Origin of the sequence: Acinetobacter sp. UNC436CL71CviS28, assembly GCF_000620525.1 — a bacterium.
GTDB classification, from domain to species: Bacteria; Pseudomonadota; Gammaproteobacteria; order Pseudomonadales; family Moraxellaceae; genus Acinetobacter; species Acinetobacter radioresistens.
The window spans coordinates 105,973-127,098 of the sequence record NZ_JIBB01000004.1; the positions used below are offsets into that span (position 1 = coordinate 105,973).

At 42.1% G+C, this 21,126-nt stretch carries 20 protein-coding genes; 7 read left to right on the plus strand and 13 right to left on the minus strand.

Going from position 1 to position 21,126, the window contains the following annotated elements; all coding sequences use genetic code 11:
* Positions 1-295 precede the first annotated feature (295 nt).
* Both N518_RS0103345 and N518_RS0103350 read right to left on the minus strand, forming a co-directional pair.
* A complete protein-coding gene (locus N518_RS0103345) occupies positions 296-1,684 on the minus strand; it encodes an MFS transporter (RefSeq protein ID WP_026443975.1) in 1,389 nt (462 codons plus the stop codon).
* Between the two features lie 47 nt (positions 1,685-1,731).
* Entirely contained in the window at positions 1,732-4,008 is a 2,277-nt protein-coding gene (locus tag N518_RS0103350; RefSeq protein ID WP_026443976.1) for a cytochrome P450/oxidoreductase, read from the minus strand.
* A 159-nt stretch (positions 4,009-4,167) separates the two neighbouring features.
* Between N518_RS0103350 and N518_RS0103355 the strand changes: the two genes are divergently transcribed.
* Both N518_RS0103355 and N518_RS0103360 read left to right on the plus strand, forming a co-directional pair.
* The gene (locus tag N518_RS0103355; RefSeq protein WP_026443977.1) at positions 4,168-4,809 is read left to right on the plus strand and encodes a helix-turn-helix domain-containing protein; all 642 of its coding nucleotides are present in this window, start codon (positions 4,168-4,170) and stop codon (positions 4,807-4,809) included.
* Between the two features lie 278 nt (positions 4,810-5,087).
* Positions 5,088-6,356 carry an MFS transporter gene (locus N518_RS0103360; RefSeq protein ID WP_026443978.1) on the plus strand — a complete coding sequence of 423 codons (1,269 nt, stop codon included), beginning with the start codon at positions 5,088-5,090 and terminating at the stop codon, positions 6,354-6,356.
* Positions 6,357-6,407: 51 nt separating this feature from the next.
* Here N518_RS0103360 and N518_RS0103365 read toward each other — a convergent pair whose 3' ends face one another.
* Complete coding sequence (locus tag N518_RS0103365) at positions 6,408-6,905, minus strand: DUF2505 family protein (RefSeq protein ID WP_026443979.1); 498 nt, start codon at positions 6,903-6,905, stop codon at positions 6,408-6,410.
* A 144-nt stretch (positions 6,906-7,049) separates the two neighbouring features.
* Positions 7,050-7,337, minus strand: coding sequence for a hypothetical protein (locus N518_RS0103370; protein WP_005027344.1), 288 nt, complete (start codon positions 7,335-7,337; stop codon positions 7,050-7,052).
* A 158-nt stretch (positions 7,338-7,495) separates the two neighbouring features.
* Here N518_RS0103370 and N518_RS0103375 point away from each other — a divergent pair, with 158 nt between their 5' ends.
* Positions 7,496-7,960: a copper resistance protein NlpE N-terminal domain-containing protein gene (locus N518_RS0103375; protein WP_026443980.1), complete on the plus strand. Its 465-nt coding sequence runs from the start codon at positions 7,496-7,498 to the stop codon at positions 7,958-7,960.
* A gap of 26 nt (positions 7,961-7,986) precedes the next feature.
* Here N518_RS0103375 and pnuC read toward each other — a convergent pair whose 3' ends face one another.
* From pnuC to N518_RS0103400, 5 genes are all read right to left on the minus strand, one after another.
* Positions 7,987-8,559: a nicotinamide riboside transporter PnuC gene (gene pnuC / locus N518_RS0103380; protein ID WP_026443981.1), complete on the minus strand. Its 573-nt coding sequence runs from the start codon at positions 8,557-8,559 to the stop codon at positions 7,987-7,989.
* A gap of 125 nt (positions 8,560-8,684) precedes the next feature.
* Positions 8,685-9,026 carry an FKBP-type peptidyl-prolyl cis-trans isomerase gene (locus N518_RS0103385; RefSeq protein WP_005019015.1) on the minus strand — a complete coding sequence of 114 codons (342 nt, stop codon included), beginning with the start codon at positions 9,024-9,026 and terminating at the stop codon, positions 8,685-8,687.
* 123 nt (positions 9,027-9,149) lie between these two features.
* Positions 9,150-9,773: an MgtC/SapB family protein gene (locus N518_RS0103390; RefSeq protein ID WP_005019007.1), complete on the minus strand. Its 624-nt coding sequence runs from the start codon at positions 9,771-9,773 to the stop codon at positions 9,150-9,152.
* Between the two features lie 102 nt (positions 9,774-9,875).
* Positions 9,876-10,406, minus strand: a complete 531-nt coding sequence (locus N518_RS0103395) for a YaeQ family protein (protein ID WP_005019006.1) — start codon at positions 10,404-10,406, stop codon at positions 9,876-9,878.
* Between the two features lie 93 nt (positions 10,407-10,499).
* Positions 10,500-11,522, minus strand: coding sequence for a CobW family GTP-binding protein (locus tag N518_RS0103400; protein ID WP_026443982.1), 1,023 nt, complete (start codon positions 11,520-11,522; stop codon positions 10,500-10,502).
* A gap of 909 nt (positions 11,523-12,431) precedes the next feature.
* Here N518_RS0103400 and N518_RS0103405 point away from each other — a divergent pair.
* Positions 12,432-12,662 carry a hypothetical protein gene (locus N518_RS0103405; protein WP_005019002.1) on the plus strand — a complete coding sequence of 77 codons (231 nt, stop codon included), beginning with the start codon at positions 12,432-12,434 and terminating at the stop codon, positions 12,660-12,662.
* A gap of 182 nt (positions 12,663-12,844) precedes the next feature.
* Here N518_RS0103405 and N518_RS0103410 read toward each other — a convergent pair whose 3' ends face one another.
* The 4 genes from N518_RS0103410 to betI all read right to left on the minus strand — a co-directional run bounded on the left by N518_RS0103410 (position 12,845) and on the right by betI (position 17,318).
* Positions 12,845-13,369 carry an acyl-CoA thioesterase gene (locus N518_RS0103410; protein WP_005018999.1) on the minus strand — a complete coding sequence of 175 codons (525 nt, stop codon included), beginning with the start codon at positions 13,367-13,369 and terminating at the stop codon, positions 12,845-12,847.
* A 195-nt stretch (positions 13,370-13,564) separates the two neighbouring features.
* A complete protein-coding gene (gene betA / locus N518_RS17075) occupies positions 13,565-15,220 on the minus strand; it encodes a choline dehydrogenase (protein WP_026443983.1) in 1,656 nt (551 codons plus the stop codon).
* Between the two features lie 15 nt (positions 15,221-15,235).
* Positions 15,236-16,711: a betaine-aldehyde dehydrogenase gene (betB, locus tag N518_RS17080; RefSeq protein WP_026443984.1), complete on the minus strand. Its 1,476-nt coding sequence runs from the start codon at positions 16,709-16,711 to the stop codon at positions 15,236-15,238.
* 25 nt (positions 16,712-16,736) lie between these two features.
* On the minus strand, positions 16,737-17,318 hold the full coding sequence (gene betI, locus N518_RS0103425) for a transcriptional regulator BetI (RefSeq protein WP_017400803.1): 582 nt from the start codon (positions 17,316-17,318) through the stop codon (positions 16,737-16,739).
* A gap of 235 nt (positions 17,319-17,553) precedes the next feature.
* Between betI and N518_RS0103430 the strand changes: the two genes are divergently transcribed.
* The 3 genes from N518_RS0103430 to N518_RS0103440 all read left to right on the plus strand — a co-directional run bounded on the left by N518_RS0103430 (position 17,554) and on the right by N518_RS0103440 (position 21,126).
* Complete coding sequence (locus tag N518_RS0103430) at positions 17,554-19,593, plus strand: choline transporter (protein ID WP_026443985.1); 2,040 nt, start codon at positions 17,554-17,556, stop codon at positions 19,591-19,593.
* A gap of 20 nt (positions 19,594-19,613) precedes the next feature.
* Positions 19,614-20,231, plus strand: a complete 618-nt coding sequence (locus N518_RS0103435) for a MarC family protein (protein WP_005018990.1) — start codon at positions 19,614-19,616, stop codon at positions 20,229-20,231.
* 208 nt (positions 20,232-20,439) lie between these two features.
* Positions 20,440-21,126, plus strand: a complete 687-nt coding sequence (locus N518_RS0103440; protein WP_026443986.1) for a pirin family protein — start codon at positions 20,440-20,442, stop codon at positions 21,124-21,126.

Consider the following 21,126-nt stretch of genomic DNA (forward strand, 5'->3'; position numbering starts at 1 on the left):
AATATTATAAGTATCATTCGATGACCGATATAAATAAATAAGTCTTTCAGGTCACATGATTTCCCATAAAACATAGCTAAGATTCAGATTCCTTGCTCATTCTCCCGTTAATTTTATATTGAACTGACCCCCTCATTTTAATTTCCAAAAATAATATGGCATTTTTAGAACTGAACAATCCGGTTTATCAGACAGTAAAATTGACCAGGCATAGAGTAGACATCTAGTACAAAAATTTATGATTTAGATCAATAAAATATAAAAAGCCTCCCATAGGAGGCTAGATAGCTTGCTATTATTTATGCCAGATAAATGGCGACTGATTCTGTTCTGTCTCATGATCTGCACCTAGTGGCATGCCGGTACGGTCCTTGAGTAAACAGATGGCTATAAGGGCAAAACTCGCCATCATCATTAAGTAAACAGTTACCAATGTGGTCGAATTTGAAACACTGATGAGCCAGGCTGCAATCAGGGGTGCGAATGCGCCGCCGATGATAGAACCAAGTGCATAAGTAATTGAGATTCCCGAAAAACGAATCGAGGCAGGGAATAATTCGGTATAAACAATTGCATTGATACCATGGGTAAAGCCAACACCCATTGACAGCAAAAACAGGGCAATAGCAATACCAGAGTAGGTTGCTGTATCGACCAGAGGGAATACTACAAAAGCCGCACCCAGCTGTAGTAATGCCCCTAGAATATACATTTTCTTACGCCCAAATCGGTCAGACAGGCTGGCAGAAATCCAAGTAAATGCAGCCCACACAATCGCAGATAACGTTACGAGCGTTAAAATAGTCGAGCGTTCCAGTGCAATCGGTCCGGCCGGGTTCGTTGTATAATTCTGGATGAAGCCCCCAGTCGTCATGTAACCCAGTGCGGTTGTTCCAGCACATAGTAGTGCCGCAAGCAGTACTGAAAGCTTATGATGCTTAAACAGGGTTTTAATCGGATGTGGATTGGCAGACTTACGTTGCTTGATTTCTTCAAATACTGGACTTTCGCCAATAGAACGACGTATCCAGTGGCCAATCAGCAGTAGCAACAAGCTAAGCAGAAATGGAATGCGCCAGCCCCACTCAACAAAGGCATCCCCTGGTGAGAACCAAGCTGTCATAATCACTAATACCAGAGAAGCCAGCAATAGCCCGAATGGAATACCTAGCTGCGGAAATGAACCAAAACGCCCGCGCTTATTTTCTGGTGCATGCTCAACAGCCATCAATACCGCTCCGCCCCATTCTCCACCAGCTGAAATTCCTTGTAGAATCCGCAAGATGATCAGGATAATAGGAGCTGCAATACCGATTGAGGCATAGGTAGGAAGCAGACCAATTAATGCCGTAGCACCACCCATCAATATAAGGGTAATTACCAGCATGGCACGACGCCCGAGTTTATCCCCATAGTGGCCGGCAATAAATGCACCTAAAGGACGAAATAAAAAGCTGATTCCAATAGAGGCAAATACCAGCAAATTGGCAACCACTGGTCCGGCAGGTGCAAAGAATAGCTGGTTAAAGACCAGGCCTGCCACTGCTGCATAAATAAAATAGTCATACCACTCGATTGTGGTTCCAATAATAGTGGCATAGGCAACTTTTTTGTCAGCCTGTGTATGAACCTGTTGAGGTATAGCATTGACATCCGTCAGCGCTACAGATTTAATCTGATCCATTTTAGTTTTCCTTTTATCATTTTCCCTGAATTTGTTGTTATTACCATTTAAAGCTTGAGTTTGAGTTTTCCTTTTCCTCGTGAACAGCAACTGATTACCGATTTCATTCCGTCACGCTCGGCTCGGGTCAACACCTTATCGCGATGATCAATTTCACCTTCTTCAACCGGAAGCTGGCAGCTTCCACACAAACCCTCGGTACAGTCAAAGCTGACATCAATTCCTTTGTCCAGCAAACAGTCCAATAAGGTCTGGTCCCGGGCTACTGTCAGTGTTAAACCGCTATCCAGTAGTTCAACTTCAAAGTCGGTATCATTTTCATATAAAAAGAGGTTCTTCCCTGAACCAAAATGCTCGACCGTGAGCTGAACCTGTGACAAGTCTTCGATATAGTTGGTCAAGGTATCAAGTAATGCTTCCGGACCACAGGCACAAACCTGTGTACCGGCAGGCAGCGCTGACAAGAGCTGTTGCAGGTCTATCCGTTTACCTTCAGAAGAAATATAGAGTTCGGCAGCACTACCATGCGCAGCAACTTCCTTAAGTAATGCCATACTAGCCCGCTGGCGTGAAAGATAAATTAGCCAGTAAGGGCGCCCCTGTTCACGTAAGCTATTAGCCATGCTCAGAATAGGAGTAATACCTATCCCCCCTGCGATCAGCACATACTGGCTCGCCTGTAAATTTAATTTAAAAAAGTTTTTGGGTCCCTTAATGTAGATCTGTTCCCCTGCTTTTAAATACTGATGAATCCATTGTGAACCACCCCGGCTTACCGGCTCTCTCTTTACAGCAATCGTATAAAATTGATCAGTCGCTAAACCGCATAGAGAGTACTTACGGCTCAGGCCATTAGGCAATACCAGTTCAATATGTGAACCGGCACTCCAGCGTGGTAATTCTTCACCGTGTATAGCAGCCAGTTCAATACGTATAATATCTTCTGCTTCAGGATAAACTGCCTGAACACGTACCGGACGGGTCATCGCTTTAAGATCAGGCGCTCCAATAGGAAAACTGGTAATTTGTCTGGCAGTTTGTTCTGGCTGGGCTTGCCACTCAGTCCACAAGGCCTCTGGTCCTCTGAACGAGGTATTGGCCAGATAGGTAAATTCCTGCTCGCAGAGTTTCAGGTCTGGTATACGGCGTGACAGTTCTTCAATGAAAATACACATTTCCATACGGCCGATATTCTTACCCATACACTGGTGTGCACCATAACCGAATGTCAGATGCTCAATAGCATTATCACGATAAATATCCAGCTCATCGGCATTTTCAAAATGCAGTTCATCATGGTTAGCAGAAGCCGACACCAAAAACAATTTATCGCCTTTCTTAAACTTGACTCCACTGACTTCACTCTCGGTAGTGACCTGTCTGCGCCAGGCCACTACAGAACCTGAATGCCGTAAACACTCCTCGACTGCACCCGGAATCAGCTGCGGGTTATCACAGATTTTTTTCCACACTTTCCGGTCAGCTAAAAGTAGTTTTAATGCATTGGCAGAGGCTAGTGCGGTAGTTTCATGGGCGGCAACCATAATAGCCATCATCATTGAATGCAGATAATTGTCTGTCACTACCTCTGGCATTACACGATTTTTAGCAATCATGTCATACATCCAGCCTTTACCTTCTGGATTATTTTTCATTTTCTCCAGCACACGGCCAGAGTACTCCCAGAATTGTCCTACTCCTTCGGCAACCTCCAACTGCTGTTCTAATGTTGGTCTTCCCCAGGTATTAACGGTATGAGCAACTGCAAATTTACGTAGTTCCTGCATGTCATCTTCAGGTACGCCCAAAAAGTGTAACGCTACCATTAAAGGTATTTCCCAGAGCATTTCCTGTACCAGATCTGCCCGCCCCTTATAAATAAATCCGTCGACTTTTTTCCTGACCAGTTCTCTAACGAAATGTTGGTGCTCTTCAAGATTCTGTGGTGTAAAAGCATCCATTAACGCACGACGCCGTTCCATGTGTACCGGTTCATCTTCATTTACCAGTGTACGATTCATACCATAATTATATTTTTCGAGAATTTTTAATGCTTCAGGGCAAGAGGGTGTCAGTTTCTCGAGTGCATTACAGGCAGAAAAGGTAATAGAATCACGAAAAATTGCTTTGACATCTTCATAACGGGTCACAATCCAGTAACCCATCGCTTCAGAGAAAAAAATCGGGAGCTGTGCACAAAACTCCTTCAGAGCCAATGCAGGATCTTGCTGATATGGCGCTGCAAACATATCAAAGTTTTTACCCTTCTGTTGTAACTCGGCATGAAAAGGGCATTGCCCATGCATAGGTACTTTTACGTTCATCTTGAACTTCCTGTTCTATTATCGTACATTATGTTCTAATATAGTAAAAGAATAAATAATGAGCAGACATGTTGTCAATTGGCTAAAATGTCTTTTTGCAATTGTTTACTATTTAAGACAGACCCAAATCCGGGTTGACCAAGCGGAGTAGAAAAAGAATTGGAGACCTTACAGACGCTGGAACGGGGCATTCATGCATTAGAACTGATTGCCAGACATCAAGGCCAGTTGACCGTAGCACAGCTGGCTGAACTATTAGAGATTAACCGGACTATTGCCTACCGTATTACCCGGACCTTAACTCATTTAGGTTATATTAAAACCAATGAAAATCTGGGGCTGGAGCTCAGCAGCAAGATTCAGGATTTATATCACTGCTATGAAATGACGATTCCATCTAATAGCCAGCAGATTCTGAATAGTCTGTCTAATCGGACTCAAGCCAGTGCATCGCTAGTAATTGCAGAAGGATCAGACTGTGTAGTAGTTAAAACCGCATCGACTGGTTCTTCTTATTTACGTATCAATTATCAGCTGGGTTCACGGCATCCGATTGGTACAGCTGCAGCTGGTATTGCAATTGCTACAACCTATCCGCCTCAACCGGAGGAGAAAGAAGAAATCAAGCTAGCCCGCCAGCTTGGTTATGGTTATTCTGAAGGTCGGCTGCAATCTGGAGCCGTAGGCCTGTTCATGCCAATTCCAGAGCGGCATATGGCGATTGGAATTGTCAGTATTGGGGAAATTAATAAAGAAGCCGTTTTAGAGGCCTTAAATGATGCGGTACGGGCTTTAAACTAAGCCCCTCCTGTTCAGGCACAGTATTATCTTTATTTATTTTACCCAGAAGCTGGCTTAAAGAATATTTTAATAATCTTTGTTAGCAGGCTAAAGTTAAAAATAAAGATGCTATGCTCACAGTGTTCGACTTAATAGAAAAGTAAACTAAAATTACTCTTGGCCCATGGAGCTGGCATATAAAATATTGTTAACAATGCTTTAAAAAAGATTGATTAATCATCTAATTAACATTTTATTACAATCAGTTAAATTTAATATATTTTTATGGAATTCAATGCATGGAAGCACATTCAGGTTTAAGTGCGCAGGATAAACGTACCCTTGGATTATCATCCTTGGGGGGCGCACTCGAATTTTATGATTTTGTCATTTATGTTTTTTACGCCAAAATTATTTCAGAGCTATTCTTTCCAAGTGGCCTGAGTCCTTTTTGGGCTATGCTGAATACTTATGGAATTTTTGCAGCCGGTTATTTTTTCAGGCCCTTGGGGGGCGTGGTTATGGCTCATTTTGGCGATCTGATAGGACGCAAACGTCTCTTTAGTTTATCTATCTTACTGATGGCATTGCCAACTTTAGTCATTGGCCTGATGCCTACTTTTGAAAGTATTGGCTATGCTGCCCCTTTATTATTACTTCTAATGCGGGTAGTACAAGGTATTGCAATTGGTGGAGAAATACCGGCTGCCTGGACTTTTGTATCAGAACATGTGCCCGAGAAAAAGATTGGCTTTGCTAATGGCCTGTTAACCGCCGGACTTTCACTGGGAATTCTACTTGGTGCCCTGATGTCACTATTTATTTCCCTTAAATTTAGTGAAACGCAGATTCATGACTGGGCATGGCGCATTCCATTTATTATTGGTGGTGTATTTGGACTGGTTGCTTTATATCTGCGATCTTACTTGAAAGAGACACCCATTTTTAAAGCCATGCAGGCACGTAAAGAACTGTCTAAAGAGTTACCGGTCAAGCAGGTACTCGCTCGCCACAAGACAGCAGTTGTTATTGGCATGATGTTTACCTGGTTTTTAACTGGTTGTGTAGTGGTACTGATTTTAGCAATGCCTAACTTGCTTACCGGCGCTTTCGGTATTGAACGCTCAGATGCCTTTACCATGCAAAGTGCTGCTATTGTTATGCAGATGGCAGGCTGTATTCTGGCGGGACTTTTGGCTGACCGTTTTGGTGCCGGGAAAGTTATTCTGATCGGTTCATTCTGCGTCGCTGCGATTGCAGGAATTTTTTATACCAGTCTGGGTCATGTGTCACAGTCAACCATTTTTATATTGTATATGCTGCTCGGGCTGTTCTCAGGTACGGTCGGTATGGTGTCTTACAGCATGGTCAGAATGTTCCCTGCCCAGATTCGTTTTTCGGGAATTTCATTTTCTTATAATGTCGCTTATGCAATTGCAGGTGGCCTGACCCTGCCACTGGTACAGTGGCTGAGCCTCTACAGTAAAATTGGTGCAATGTACTATATTTGGGTGGTATGTCTGGTGGCATTTTTTACTGCCATAATTTACAAATCAAAATTTGAATAAGTCTGTTGTCCCTCATTCTTTTTAAGTTAAATGAATGAGGGACAAGCACCCCTAGGCCTGCAAGTTCTTTCTGAGCTCATCTTCTACAATTTCTATTTCGATATCGCTAAACTTGCGGATTTCACCTTCAGCATGTTTCTCCAGCATTCCACCGATTAATGGCACTTTTACTTTGACCTGCCAGTCCAGTTTTATACGAATCTGCTGGTCATCACCAGTTACACTACGGTCACAACTTGCCTCCAGTGGCAGGTTGGCGCCAAGTGCCACTGTCGAGGTTAGTGCTTCAAGATTGGTAATATCTGTACGTCTCAGACGAAAAGCATCTTTTAATAATTTTTTGGCAATGTCTGGAATATTGACATCCAGATTATAAGCACGTTTGAGTGTATAAATCCCCTGATCAATCCTGGATTCCAGAATTTCCAGCTTATCCCCCGGAATACGTCTACAGACTTTTTCATGCAGTGAAGTATCGGCACTCAGCCGTTTAAAATCACTCAGAGAAACACCTGGAATAGTGGCATAAACAGTAAAACGATGTGCCATAATTTAATCCTTTCTTTTTTATTGTAGACTCTGTCGCAAAGTGATCCATTCAAATTGCGCTGTTAAACCCTTTTGATTATTAAACAGGGTTAAAACATTATAATAGTTCGATTAAATCCTGATTCTTCAGATCTGTCATTGACTTTAATAATACTGATCTTTCCGACTGATGCCAGAACATACCGTATTTTGCCCGGTACAGGTCATATTTAAAGTATATTGCCGATATTCAATTATGGCATAAAATTCTTCGGCTCCATCGTCAAGCCCGCTTGCAAACCAGACCGTACCTTTAGGAAACTCTGCTAGCCATACTGCCTTGTAAAAATCAGAAATTGAATCAAATTGCAGATAACGCTCAGGCTCATTCATGATTTTCTCTGCAACCCGAAAAAATTGCTGTTCCTGAGTTTGAATAAAATCAATTAGCATATTACTTCTACTTACGACATTAAATGAGTCTGGTACTCATTATATAAACCTTCTTTAAGCTAGACTGCATAATTGTGCTGTTAAAATGATTTAACAGGTGAAGTTTAAAAAGAAGTTATGTAACATTATAACAATTTAATACTTCTTTCCGGTAAGTCATGAAAAAAGCACTTCTGACCTCTTTTGTTGCAGCAAGTATTTCTTTTGGCTGTTCCAACCAGACGACTGAACCTGAACAGAAGACCTCTGCGGTTAAAACCGACCAAGGCCAGACAAGCGATCCCAAACTGCAAGCCTGGGTGGGGAAATATGAAGGAATAATCCCCTGCGCTACTTGTATTTCACGTTGTGAAGGCTGTGACAGTATGGGCGTAGACCTTGAACTGCATCCTGATATGAGTTTTAAACTGGTGCGCACCAGCTATAGCACTCAAAGTGCTGCCGAGGTCTACACCGGATATTTTGAATTTTTAGATGGTGATAAACTTAAAATTCAGCTAAATGAAGTAAAAGACCGTAATATTCTGGTATTGGGGGCAGATTATACCGAAATTATAGATACTAAATCCGGCCAGCCCTATGCAGCTTATCCAGATTTTCAGCTGGAAAAGATTAGCAGCTAGACAAGAGTTTAACAGTCAAACAGTACTTAGCTGGCTTGTAGCTGTTTTTGTTCAATCTGTTTCCATTGCCACCAGCCAAATAAAGCCAGCCCGACAAATCCTGCATATAAACCTGCTGTCAGCAGCAAATCTTTATAGATAAACATTCCAACATAAATAATATCAATCCATACCCAGAGCATCCAGGTAGCAATATATCTACGACTGGTCCAGTATGTAGCAAGCAAACTAAAAGCAGCCAGCTGCGCATCTAGCAATGGAACAGCAGCATCTGTCCAGTATTTTAAAATCAGTCCGAGTAGCAGCCCTAAAACTGCTGAGAGTAAAAGCTGTAATATTACCAGCTGCCTGGCAATAGAAATGATCTTGATTTCATGACTCTGCTGATGATCTGTCCACCAATGGTACAAACCATAAAAATTCATAATTATAAATATTCCCTGTAAAAGGGTTTCTCCGTACAGCTTAAATTCAAAAAACAAGTAAGCATATAAGGCACATGCCACAATATTAAAGCCCCAACAGAGTATATTTCGCTGAATGGTAAGAGCTACTCCTATCACACTCATCAGAACAGCAAAGATTTCTAAGGGGGTCATGGTATTTTTCCTATAGGAAAAGGACTATTTTTATTTAACACGGTAAAATCCGCAAATCATCTGTTTAAGCACAACCAAATAAAAAGCCCGCTACCGGGCTTTTTAAAAGCTCTTAAAGACCGCAGTTATTCATCACGGGTTTTCACATCAAATAATTCAATTTCGAATATCAGGTTCGAATTAGCCGGAATAATTTTGCCCATTTTTCGCTCTCCATAGGCTAAATGTGCGGGAACCAGCAATTTACGTTTTCCACCTACCTTCATACCCATAATACCTTGATCCCAGCCTTTAATGACTCGGCCCGTACCAATCACACATTCAAAGTAATTACCACGATCAATCGATGAGTCAAATTTTGTTCCGTCTTCCAGCCAGCCAGTATAATGGGTGGTAATCAGTGCGCCTTTTACTGCTTCCTTACCAGAGCCCACTTTCAAATCTATAATTTCCAGTTCATTGGACATTTAATACACTCTAAATCGTCATATTGCATTTATTATAACTGAAACTTGGTCAGTCTTTTTCCGAGTTCATGCTTTTTGAAGACAAGTTGGAATTCAGAATATTTTGAAAGGCTAGAATTTTATCTAGAAACTTAAACGTTTAATCCGCGGGTCCTGACTCAGTTCTTCAACCAATAAATTATGTCGCTGGCGTTTACCACTTATATTCCAGTGCAAAATAATTTCATCGGACTTTAGAACCTGCAATACATGCTTGGCCTTCAAGCCATACTGCTTAAAGAGCTGCTCATAATAATGTGATAATCCCTGCTCATAATGACAAATCATTTTATAGTCACGGATTAAATTGAATTCTTCTACCAGTTTTTCAAGGTAGGTTAACAGGCTTAAGATCACCAGTACCAGTATGGTGCCATACAGGCCTAAAGCAATATAGCCTGCGCCAATTGCCATGCCTAAAGCCGCGACCATCCAGATAGTGGTCGCGGTAGTAATACCCGAAATACGGTTTTCATCTTTAAAAATAACGCCAGCACAGAGAAAACCCAGTCCAGTCAAAATATTTGCAGCAATACGGTCATCACTAACCTCCCCAATTTGCCGAGACAATATGGTAAACAGGCAGGAAGCCATACTGACCATAATCATAGTACGTAGGCCGGCGGTCTTATTTTTATATTCCCGTTCCAGCCCGATGACTGCGCCTATTGCTGCGGCACATAACAAATAATAGAGTTCACTGTCCATAGCGCGAAGAATCTTGCTTTTATATTAAACATGATCTAAACAACAGGTCCTGAATGAGGCAAGCCTTTTTAATAAATTTCCATCATGAATAAAACACTTCTATTACTTGAGTTGTTGCCACTCAATTACAGCTTGTGCATGGTTACCAATTAAGGTCCATTCACCATCCATTACATTGAGCTGTAGTTGCATGGTTCGTTCACACAAGGCTTGTAACGCCTCAGTAGAAGCCTCAGAAATCTGCCATACTTCGACATTATCCAAAGTTTTTATCTTGCTGTTCTTTTTCCACCAGTCCGACACCTGGCTGCCATAGGCTATAATGGCGACCTGCTTGCAGCGTGAACTGGCTTTTTTAACTTTATCTTCATCCGGACAGCCTACCTCAATCCATTTTTCCAATTGCCCCGTTAAGTCCTTTTGCCACAAGGCTGGCTCATTGGTCTCAAACAGGTCTTTGGTAAACTCAAGCTGCTCATCAGCAAACCGAGCAAAAGCAGCAATACGTACCATCAAGCGTTCAATGGTTTCAGATGGATGCAAAGCCAGAGTCAGTTGATGGTCACTGTACTGGTGTGTATCCATATTGGCAATATTCAGGTCTGCCTTATATATTGTTGCTTTTAACGCCATAACGGTATCTTCATCATAAAAGTATAAATGGCGCCAAGCATAGCAAAAAAATAGGTCTATTTATTTTAAGTAATGGCCATCTCAAGGAAAATTTTAAATCTGGCTATTTTCCTCGGCTATATTTAACTGTGCAGCCAAAAGGCTCATCTCAAAATTTTCCCAATTACGATTTTCATCTGTAATTATCTCTATCCGGTTATCTATCCCTTCTTCACCTGACTTGTAATTCAGCTGTTGCGGATTGAAGTTAAAATAGATCCAGCCCTGATCAGTATTAAAGATCCCTTTGATTCTCAGCCAGTTTTCGGTTGTACAAAACAGATCCAGCAAAGCATAAAAATCAAATTGCCAGCGCTTAGGTAATTGCCAGCCCGCTACACTATAACCTTGTGCAGTTTCTACATAATGATAAGGTAACTTTTTAATTGGTTCTTCACTCAGCAGTGCTGTTTGTAAACGCTGTACTTTAAGCAAAGGCTGTAACTTGCGCTGTATACCCTGATACAGCAAATCAATTTCTGCCAGATCAAGCTGCCCCTGTTCGGCCATTATCCAGTCTTGGCCATAGGCCGCATATTCCTTTTTGAGCTGTTCTAAAGCCTCCCCATCAGCAAAACTCATCAGATCACCATGTGAAACCACTATGATTTGTGCGGCTTTAAGCTGATCCTGATAAAGGTTTTGGCTTACCCACTCCTGTTCGTGTAAACGTGAACCATCCAGCACTGTCACCAGAGCACGAACGGTAAGCGTCTGTTGCCAATGAGGCTCAGTAAGCTGTTCGAGTAACTGGGCCGGATGTCCAAGCCCAGTAGGTTCAATAAATAGCCGGTCTGGCTTGGTTTCAGATAACAGTCTTGAAAGAGCAATCTGCATAGGAAGCTGGCTGCTACAGCATAAACACCCTCCCAGCAGCTCCTTTATTGCGTACCCCTGCTGCTGAGGTAACAGTTGTTGGTCAACTCCGATCTGACCAAATTCGTTCATTAAAATAGCCCAGGTTTCATGCTTTGGTTTCTGCCTCAACAGATGTTGTAACAGTGTGGTTTTTCCTGCACCTAGAAAACCGGAAATAATGTGGGTTGGTATTGCGGCTGGTGTCTGAATCAACTTCACGAAAATTACTCTGCTTAATGAAAATAGTAGACAAGGGATCTCAATTTTATACTGGTGACCTATTCATACCATAGGTTCAGTTTTTACTTGGACTTGCATTGAAATCTGAACATAAACAAATTATTCAGGCTTAATCTTACTCTTATAAAGCTTGCGAAATCTTTTTAATTTAAGTTTTTACTTTTTAACTGCTCTCCGCCATGTATCTATTCAAATAATCCTCTTTCAAATTTATTTTTCTTTACTATATACAGATGGAAAAATAATTTTCAAAAACACCGTACTACTGTTTTAAAATTCTGAACCATTCTATAGCTGTGTTTTGTTGACCAGATTTATGTGATTTTAAGAGTTTTAGGCTCATATTAAATATAAATGATGAACATAATAATTTTTATTTGCTTACATTTAAGATCAATTTTTAATCAATTTAATTTAAATATAGTTTATTTTCTCAAGATATAAGATTTTTACTGGATTTTTATAATAATTTTTAGAAAAATAAAGAAAGAACCTTAAATTAAGCAAATTATTGAATTGTTTAATAAATTTAATTTCTATGATTGTTAAATTTTATTGATTTATAAAAAATATAAGAAATAACCAATCATTGCTATAAAAATATATCACCTCTATTGTGTATTTAGGTTAATTTATTGATCAAATATTAATCTAATTTACATGATTTTATACATTTTAGTATGATTTATCATTTAATTTTTTACATTAAACTTACATTAAATCCTTAATTGTGTTTTGATTGTAACCGTAAAGTTACGCTTTGTATGAATTATTGCAGGCTCAGAAAAGGGAACATAGCATGACATCCAACCCAGAAGTCCTGAACATATACACTGTTGAGGGATATGTACTGGGTTCTTTATTGTTTACAAATAGAAGGATGCCAATATGAAACTTGTTAAAACATTACTTGCTACTACTCTTGCTCTAACTGCTGCTACCAGCTTTGCTGCAACTGCTAAAGATCAGTCAGCTACTGAAGAAAAAGTGGTTGTTTCAACTCAGGAACAACCAACTGCTGCTGGTACAGAAAGTGCAGCTGCTCAACCTACAACTGCTCAGCCTGCATCTGAAAGTGCTGCTGAAGAAGCTAAAGATTCTGTTGCTCAGCCACAGTAATTTTATGTTTTAGTGACATCATTTTTTTAAAGCTGTATAAAAGTTTTAAAGAAATAGGTCAAGCCTTGCTGCGGCTTGGCCTTTTGCTTTTTAGTACATTATGATTGAAATATATTTATTTAAGTTTAAATAAGAGATATAAAAAATGATCACCGGAGCGATCATCTGGTAAATATATTGGCTTAACTTGGGGATGTTGTCTTTTTATAAATACTGCAAGAAGGATGATGATGCTCTTGCAGGCGTAGCACCTTACGCTGTTCAGCAGCTTCAAAGCGGCAACGTTTCCAGTCATTGTTCAAATTCAGTGGTGGAACCTGACGTGGTTTACCCTGCTCATCTACGGCAACCATAGTAAAATAACAGCTATTGGTATGGCGCACTGTACGCTTTTGAATATTCTGTGCTTCTACCCGTATGCCAATTTCCATTGAAGTACGGCCTACATGGTTTACGCTGGCCAGAAAAGTCACTAGCTCACCAACATGAATGGGTTCTTTAAAATTTACCTTATCTACAGACAGCGTCACCACATAACTTCCTGAATAGCGGCTGGCACAAGCATATGCCACCTGATCCAGTAGCTTCAGAATCGTTCCTCCGTGGACATTACCCGAAAAGTTAGCCATATCAGGCGTCATCAGGACAGACATTGTAAGTTCAGATTGATCATCTGTAGCAGGAACGACTTGATCTAATGGTGACATTGTCTCTTTGTCTCATCTATAACTGGGATATTTAAGGGACATTATTATATCGCTTTTCACTGAAAAAACATGTTCAAAGCGGCAAATCACCTGTAACAATAAAATAAGTTATTTAGAAACATATTAATAGAAGCTTTAAGGCTTTTAATGAGTACATCTGCCTGAATAGAAAGGCCGGCAGATGCCGGCTTTTGTTTAACTTGCCCGATAAAATGGGGCTTGTGATTTGGGTAAAGAGGGCCGGTTACGAATCCGGTCAGCCAGTTTTTCTGCAATCATGATGGTGGTTGCATTCAGATTCCCAGTCATAATTACGGGCATGATAGACGCATCAACTACTCTTAAACCATTTATGCCGTGAACACGGCCCTGACCATCAACTACAGCCATATCATCTTCACCCATTTTACAGCTACAGGAGGGATGATAAGCTGTTTCTGCATGATTACGCACAAATTCATCCAGTTCAGCATCAGATTGTAAGTTTTTACCCGGGCTAATCTCCTCCCCACGATATGCATCTAATGCGGGCTGATGCATAATTTCTCGGGTGATACGGATTGCATCACGAAATTCTCGCCAGTCCTGCTCAGTACTCATGTAATTGAACAGGATACTCGGATGCTCAAATGGGTCTCTGGATTTAAGCTTGATCCGGCCCCGTGAAGGTGAACGCATAGAACCAACATGGGCCTGAAAGCCATGTTCTTTCACCGGATTAGAACCATTATAGTTAATGGCAACCGGCAAGAAATGATACTGGATATTGGGCCATGTAAATTCATCTGAACTGCGAATGAAACCACCTGCTTCAAACTGATTGCTGGCTCCAATACCTTTTCCTAAAAACAGCCACTCGACACCAATTGTCGGCTGATTATGCCACTTTAACGCAGGATAAAGTGAGACCGGTTTTTTGCATCTGTATTGCAGGTACATTTCCAGATGGTCCTGCAAGTTCTCGCCCACCCCAGGCAAGTCATGTACTACCGGTATATCCATTGACTTCAAAAAAGTACTTTGTCCGATACCTGAGCGCTGTAAGATTTGCGGTGAAGCAATAGCTCCTGCACACAGTAACACTTCATTTCTAGCATATACCTGATGTAGTTGAGCAGTATTTGCACCTTGAATATATTCAACGCCAATAGCACGTTTGCCCTGAAATAAAATTTTGTTAGTCGTGGCATGAGTCAGGACCGTGAGGTTCGGACGGCCCTTCGCCATATCCAGGTAGCCACGCGCTGTACTGGAACGTCGGCCTTGCGGTGTTACAGTACGATCCATAGGACCAAAACCTTCCTGCTGGTAGCCGTTCAAATCATCAGTACGTGGATAACCAGCCTGTACCCCTGCCTCAACCATAGCATGGAATAACTCATTATTGCCCTGTTTAGGGGTAGCTACAGAAACGGGACCTGAATCTCCATGATAATCATTGCCACCAATATCCCGTGTCTCTGCTTTTTTATAGTAGGGCAGACAGTCTGCATAGCTCCAGTCTTCTAAACCTTTAAAGCTGGCCCACTGTTCCAGATCCATGGCATTACCCCGGATATAACACATGCCATTAATAAGTGAAGAGCCACCTAGACCTTTACCGCGGCCACATTCCATACGGCGGTTATTCATATGAGGCTCAGGGTCAGTCTGATAAGCCCAGTTGTAACGACGACCCTGCAAAGGATAAGCCAGAGCAGCCGGCATCTGGGTACGAAAATCCAGACGGTGATCCGGTCCACCTGCCTCTAGCAAAAGAACACTGGTCTGCGCATCTTCAGTTAAGCGTGCTGCCAGTACGTTACCTGCGGAGCCGGCACCGATAATGATGTAGTCATATTTTTTCTGCACAGTATCCTCTCCTGATCAGGCTTTGAAAATAGACTGAAATGGTTGCAGTTCTACCTGTACCGATTTGAGCTGGGTATAATTTTGCAGGGTCTGGATACCATTCTCACGGCCTACACCAGACTGTTTGTATCCTCCAACAGGCATTTGTGCAGGCGATTCTCCCCACGTATTGATCCAGCAGATTCCGGCTTCAAGTTGATGAATCATTCGATGTGCCTGTGCCAGATCTGAACTTACTACTCCCGCGGCAAGTCCGTAATGGGTATCGTTAGCGCGCTGAATGACTTCTTCTTCATTCTCATAATTCAAGATACTCATGACCGGCCCGAAAATTTCCTGCTGCACAACCTCCATCTCGTCATGACAGTCAGTAAAAATAGTGGGTGCAACGAAAGCACCTTTGGCCAGTTCATTTGCAGTAAGCCGATGCCCCCCAGTTAATACACGTGCACCCTGCTGCTTACCGCGCTCAATAAAGTCCAAGACTTTCTGCATATGAGGAAAACTGGCAAGCGGACCAAAATTGGTATCAGGTTTCAAGGGATCTCCTATCCGGATATATGGAATCCGCTCCAGAAGCTTTGTTTCAAAAGCTGACTGTAACTTTTTAGGAATAAATACCCGAGTACCGTTAGTACACACCTGACCTGAACTGAAAAAGTTTGCCATCATCGCGATATCGGCAGCCAGATTCAGATCGGCATTTTCACAAATAATCAGAGGTGATTTCCCACCCAGTTCCATCGTTACATCTTTTAAAGAAGAACCTGCTGCTGATGCCATAACTTTCTTGCCGGTTTCTACCCCACCGGTAAACGAGATTTTCTGAATATCAGGATGTTCCGTCAGATACTGCCCGATTTCTCCCGCACCAGTTACAACATTAAAGACACCGGCTGGCACGCCAGCCTCAGTATAAATTTCAGCCAGTTTCAGGGTCGTCAGTGGTGTAGTTTCACTGGCCTTAAATACCATTGCATTTCCGGCAGCTAAAGCTGGGGCAGATTTCCATAAGGCAATCTGAATTGGATAATTCCAAGCCCCAATCCCTGCTACCACCCCTAATGGTTCACGGCGGGTGTAGGCAAATGAACCCTCACGCAATGGAATCTGCTGCCCTTCAAGCATCGGTAAAATTCCAGCATAATATTCAAGTACATCAGCTCCAGTCACGATATCGACCGTTGAAGTTTCACTATATGCCTTGCCACTGTCGAGGCTCTCAAGCACTGCAAGCTCATCATTACGTTCACGTAAGATGCTGACTGCTCTTGCCAAAATACGTGAACGTTCAATCAAGCTCATAGCTGCCCAGATTTTCTGACCCTTTTGTGCAGACATAACTGCCCGGTCAATATCATCTTTGGTACAGACTTGAACCTCTGCCAGAACTTCACCATTGGCCGGGTTAATGGTCTTAAAAACATCAGGAGAAGAACTGTCTGTAAATTGTCCGTGGATGTAGGGACGTTGCAGATTGAACTTCGACATGAGAAATCTCCTTTTGTTGTGATTTTTAATATGCAAGCTTGTGATCGATGTATTGCTCACAGATCCGGATGGTTTCATCGATCATGAGCGGTGTTTGGCTTAATGCGCCGCGTAACCAAAAACCATCGATCAGTGCAGCAAGTCCAAGAGCTGCATCTTCGGCCTGTTTTTCATCCAGACACTTGCAAAATTCGTGTTTAAGGCTGGAATACAGCCATTGCTCATTGACTTGCTGTAATTCATGTAAATCCGGTTGATATAAGCTAACCGACCAAAAAGCTAGCCAAGTTTTCATGGCAGCCTGATTTATCTGTGAGGGCGAAAAATTGCCCCGCACGATGGCCATGAGCCGGGCTTTGGGAGAAGCTTCTGTCTGGCTTAATGCCTGTGCCACTGCAGTTTCCAACTGCGCCAGCAAATACTGCATGGTGGCAAAAATAAGACCATGCTTGTCTTTAAAGTAATGACTGATAATACCGGTCGATACACCTGCTCTTTTGGCAATCTGGGAGATTGAAGCCTCAGCAAGGCCTAACTCGTTAATAGCTTCCAGTGTGGCATCAATCAGTTGTTGGCGACGAATCGGTTGCATTCCAACTTTAGGCATCGGTCTTATCTTCCAAAATACAGAACAAATGTGAACTGCTACATATTTTATCTTTATTTTTATTGAACGTTCAATTAAAAAAAACTATAGTTTTATAGCAAAGATGTACAGCACACTTTATTTTTGGACCCGTTGTAGCTTTAAAACCAAGCTATTTACTTAAAAAAACTGTTTAAAAAAGAATAAAGTGTACTGTAAATCCGAAATTTACATATTCTTTGGAATCTCGAGATTTATGGCGAATAAAACAGTCGAGCAGCCGAGGGACAGCCTGAATAAGGTGGTCTTTTACGTTTCTGCTTCACTCATTCTACTGTTCTCTACTATTACTATCTTATTTAATGAACAGGCAAATTATGTCATTACAGCTGTACTAAACTGGGTATCCAGTACATTTAGCTGGTATTACCTCCTCGCAGCTACCCTGTATATGGTCTTTGTTATTTTTATTGCCTGTTCACGTTATGGCAATATTAAACTTGGACCCAAGCATTCAAAGCCGGAATTTAGTCTGCTCAGCTGGTCAGCAATGCTGTTCTCCGCCGGAATCGGTATCGATCTGATGTTTTTTTCGGTGGCTGAACCACTGTCACACTATATTAATCCGCCAGTAGGTACGGGCGAAACTTATGCAGCTGCGCGGCAGAGTATGGTCTGGACCATGTTTCACTATGGCTTGACTGGCTGGTGTATGTATGCCCTGATCGGTATGTCACTGGCGTATTTCAGCTATCGCTATAACTTGCCTTTAACCATTCGTTCTGCGCTTTATCCCATCTTTGGTAAAAGAATTAATGGCGCCTTGGGTCATACGGTCGATACGGCTGCGGTACTGGGAACAATTTTTGGTATAGCTACCACTTGTGGTATTGGTGTTGTACAGCTTAACTATGGCTTACACGTACTTCTTGGCCTGCCAGAGAATTTATGGGTCCAAACTCTGCTAATTTTAGTGGCTGTAATTATCTGTATTATCTCGGTCACGTCTGGTGTAAATAAAGGTTTGCGGATACTTTCCGAAGTCAATATTTATGTGTCAGTGGGATTGCTTATTTTTATATTGCTGTTGGGTAATACGCAGTTCCTGCTGAATGCCCTGATTCAAAATTTCGGCGATTATCTTAGCCAGTTTCCAAAACTTACTTTAGAGAGTTTTGCCTTTGAACAGCCAACAGAGTGGATGCAGAGCTGGACACTGTTTTTCTGGGCCTGGTGGGTGGCATGGTCTCCTTTTGTGGGTCTATTTCTGGCACGTATTTCCCGAGGGCGCACCATCCGTGAATTCGTCTGTGGCACCCTGATCATTCCTTTGCTGTTTACCATGACATGGCTATCCATCTTTGGTAACAGCGCCCTTCATAGTGTAATTTTTGAAGGCAATATTCAGCTTGCCGAGACAGTAATTGCCAACCCGGCCCATGGTTTTTATGATCTGCTGGCCCAGTATCCGGGCTTTCCATTTATTGCTTCAGTGGCCACTATTACTGGTCTCCTGTTCTATGTGACTTCAGCCGATTCAGGGGCGCTGGTGCTGGGGAACTTTACAACGAAATTTACCCACATTGACCATGATTCACCCCGCTGGCTCAGCATTTTCTGGTCAGTTGCGATTGGCCTGCTTACGCTGGCAATGCTGATGGCAAACGGTATTACAGCCCTACAAAATGCCACTATTATTATGGGACTGCCCTTTAGCTTTGTAATTTTTCTGGTTATGGCCGGTTTATATAAATCATTACGTCTGGAAGATTTCCGGCAAGCCAGTACCAGTATGAACGCCGCTCCTGTGGTGGGCAATGTCGATATTTTTAACTGGAAAAAACGTCTGAACCGGGTTATGCACCATCCGGGAACTACCGAAACCAAGCGTATGCTGGATGAGGTCTGTTTGCCCGCCATGCAGGCTGTAGCAGATGAACTGATGAAACGGGGTGTTGAAGCCAGTGTAGAACAAAAACTGCTTGAAGATGAACTGCCGCTTTATCATCTGGATATTATTATTCATTTAGAACAGGAACAGAATTTTATTTATCAGATCTGGCCGATACGCTACATCACACCCAACTTTAGTGAACGTGGCAAACGTGGTAAACGCCACTATTACCGTCTGGAAAGCTATCTCTATGAAGGTTCCCAAGGAAATGACCTGGTTGGTTACAGTCGCGAACAGGTGATTAACGATATTCTGGATAAATATGAACGTCATATGATGTTCCTGCACATTAACCGGATTAGTCCGGGTACACGGCCACTTTTCCCAGATCCAGATGCTTAAACTCAATACGGATGACTCCAATGAACCCAGATGCAATCCATTCATTTGCCCTGTTCTTTTCACTGCTCAATCCTTTCCTGATGAGCATTTATATGCTGGGAATTATCCGCACTTCTGAGGCAAAAACGTTTAATACAGCGCTGATTACAGGCAGTCTGATCAGTTTCATGGTTTTTCTGCTTTTTGCCTGGGGTGGTGAAACGGTATTTAACCAGTACCTACATGTGCGTTTTGAATCTTTCCAGATTTTTGGTGGCCTGATCTTCTTAGTAATTGGCTATCGGTATGTTTTTGAAGGTGCAGAAACTATCGGCGTTATGCGTGGAGCACCCGAGCATTTGGCCGGCACAATTGCCATGCCCTTTATGATCGGGCCAGGGACCATCAGTGCAGCAGTCATTACCGGTATGAAAATGTCTATACTAGAGACAGCGGCAGTCATTGCATTTACCCTGTTACTTAGTTGTAGCCTGCTGATCCTGATGAAATATGCACATGATCATTTACAGAAACGCTCGACCCGTTATGTAGATATGTACACTGCAATTGTCGGACGGCTGGCTGCCTTACTCATTGGTACAATTGCAATTGATATGGTGATTACTGGTGTAGTAGGAATCTGGACAGACATGGTTTAAATACCAATTATTTTGGCAGGTAATTTTCAGCTAATTTACTGTGCCTTTTAATAGAAAAACCAGAATTTTTAATTGAGTGTATGGAAAGATACAGATCAGCTCTTATCGTTCTAAAAATGCTACGTTTCGTTATAGCTATACGGGTTTATCGCGCCACTAAAAACAATAAAATAGATAACAGATAGAACAGATATATAGAGGTGTCAAAATGAATGCTTATTTACACCGCAGTGAAAACCGGGGTCATGTGCAGGCAGGCTGGCTCGACACAAGATACAGCTTTTCCTTTGGTCAGTGGTATGATCCAAAATACATGGGTGTCAGTGCATTACGTGTTATCAATGACGACCGGATTGCGGCCCATAACGGCTTTGGTACGCATTCCCATGACAATATGGAAATTTTAACCTGTGTCCTGTCTGGAACTATTTCTCATCGCGACAGTATGGGTAATGAAGGCCAGATTCATGCCGGTGAATGGCAACTCATGAGTGCAGGCCACGGCGTTCAGCACAGTGAAATCAATAATCATGATGAGCCCGTACATCTGCTCCAGATCTGGATTCATCCTAATATCAAAAATGCTGAGCCAAATTATCAACAGATCAGTCTGGACCCGGGCAAATATCCGGACCAGTGGCATCTGATTGCCGGACCAGAAGCAAATGCACCAATGCACATACGCCAAGATGCAGAGGTTAAAACTGCTGTCTTGCAAAAAGATGCTTCTCTAGAGATTGCTGCAAAGCATAAGATCAACTATGTTCATGTAATTGAAGGCTGTGTGCAAATTGGTGAATATACCGTAAATGCCGGTGATGCTTTAGTTTTCGAAGCTGAAACTGAAGTTAAAGCCCTAGCAGACAGCCGCATGATCTGGTTTGATTTACCTTAA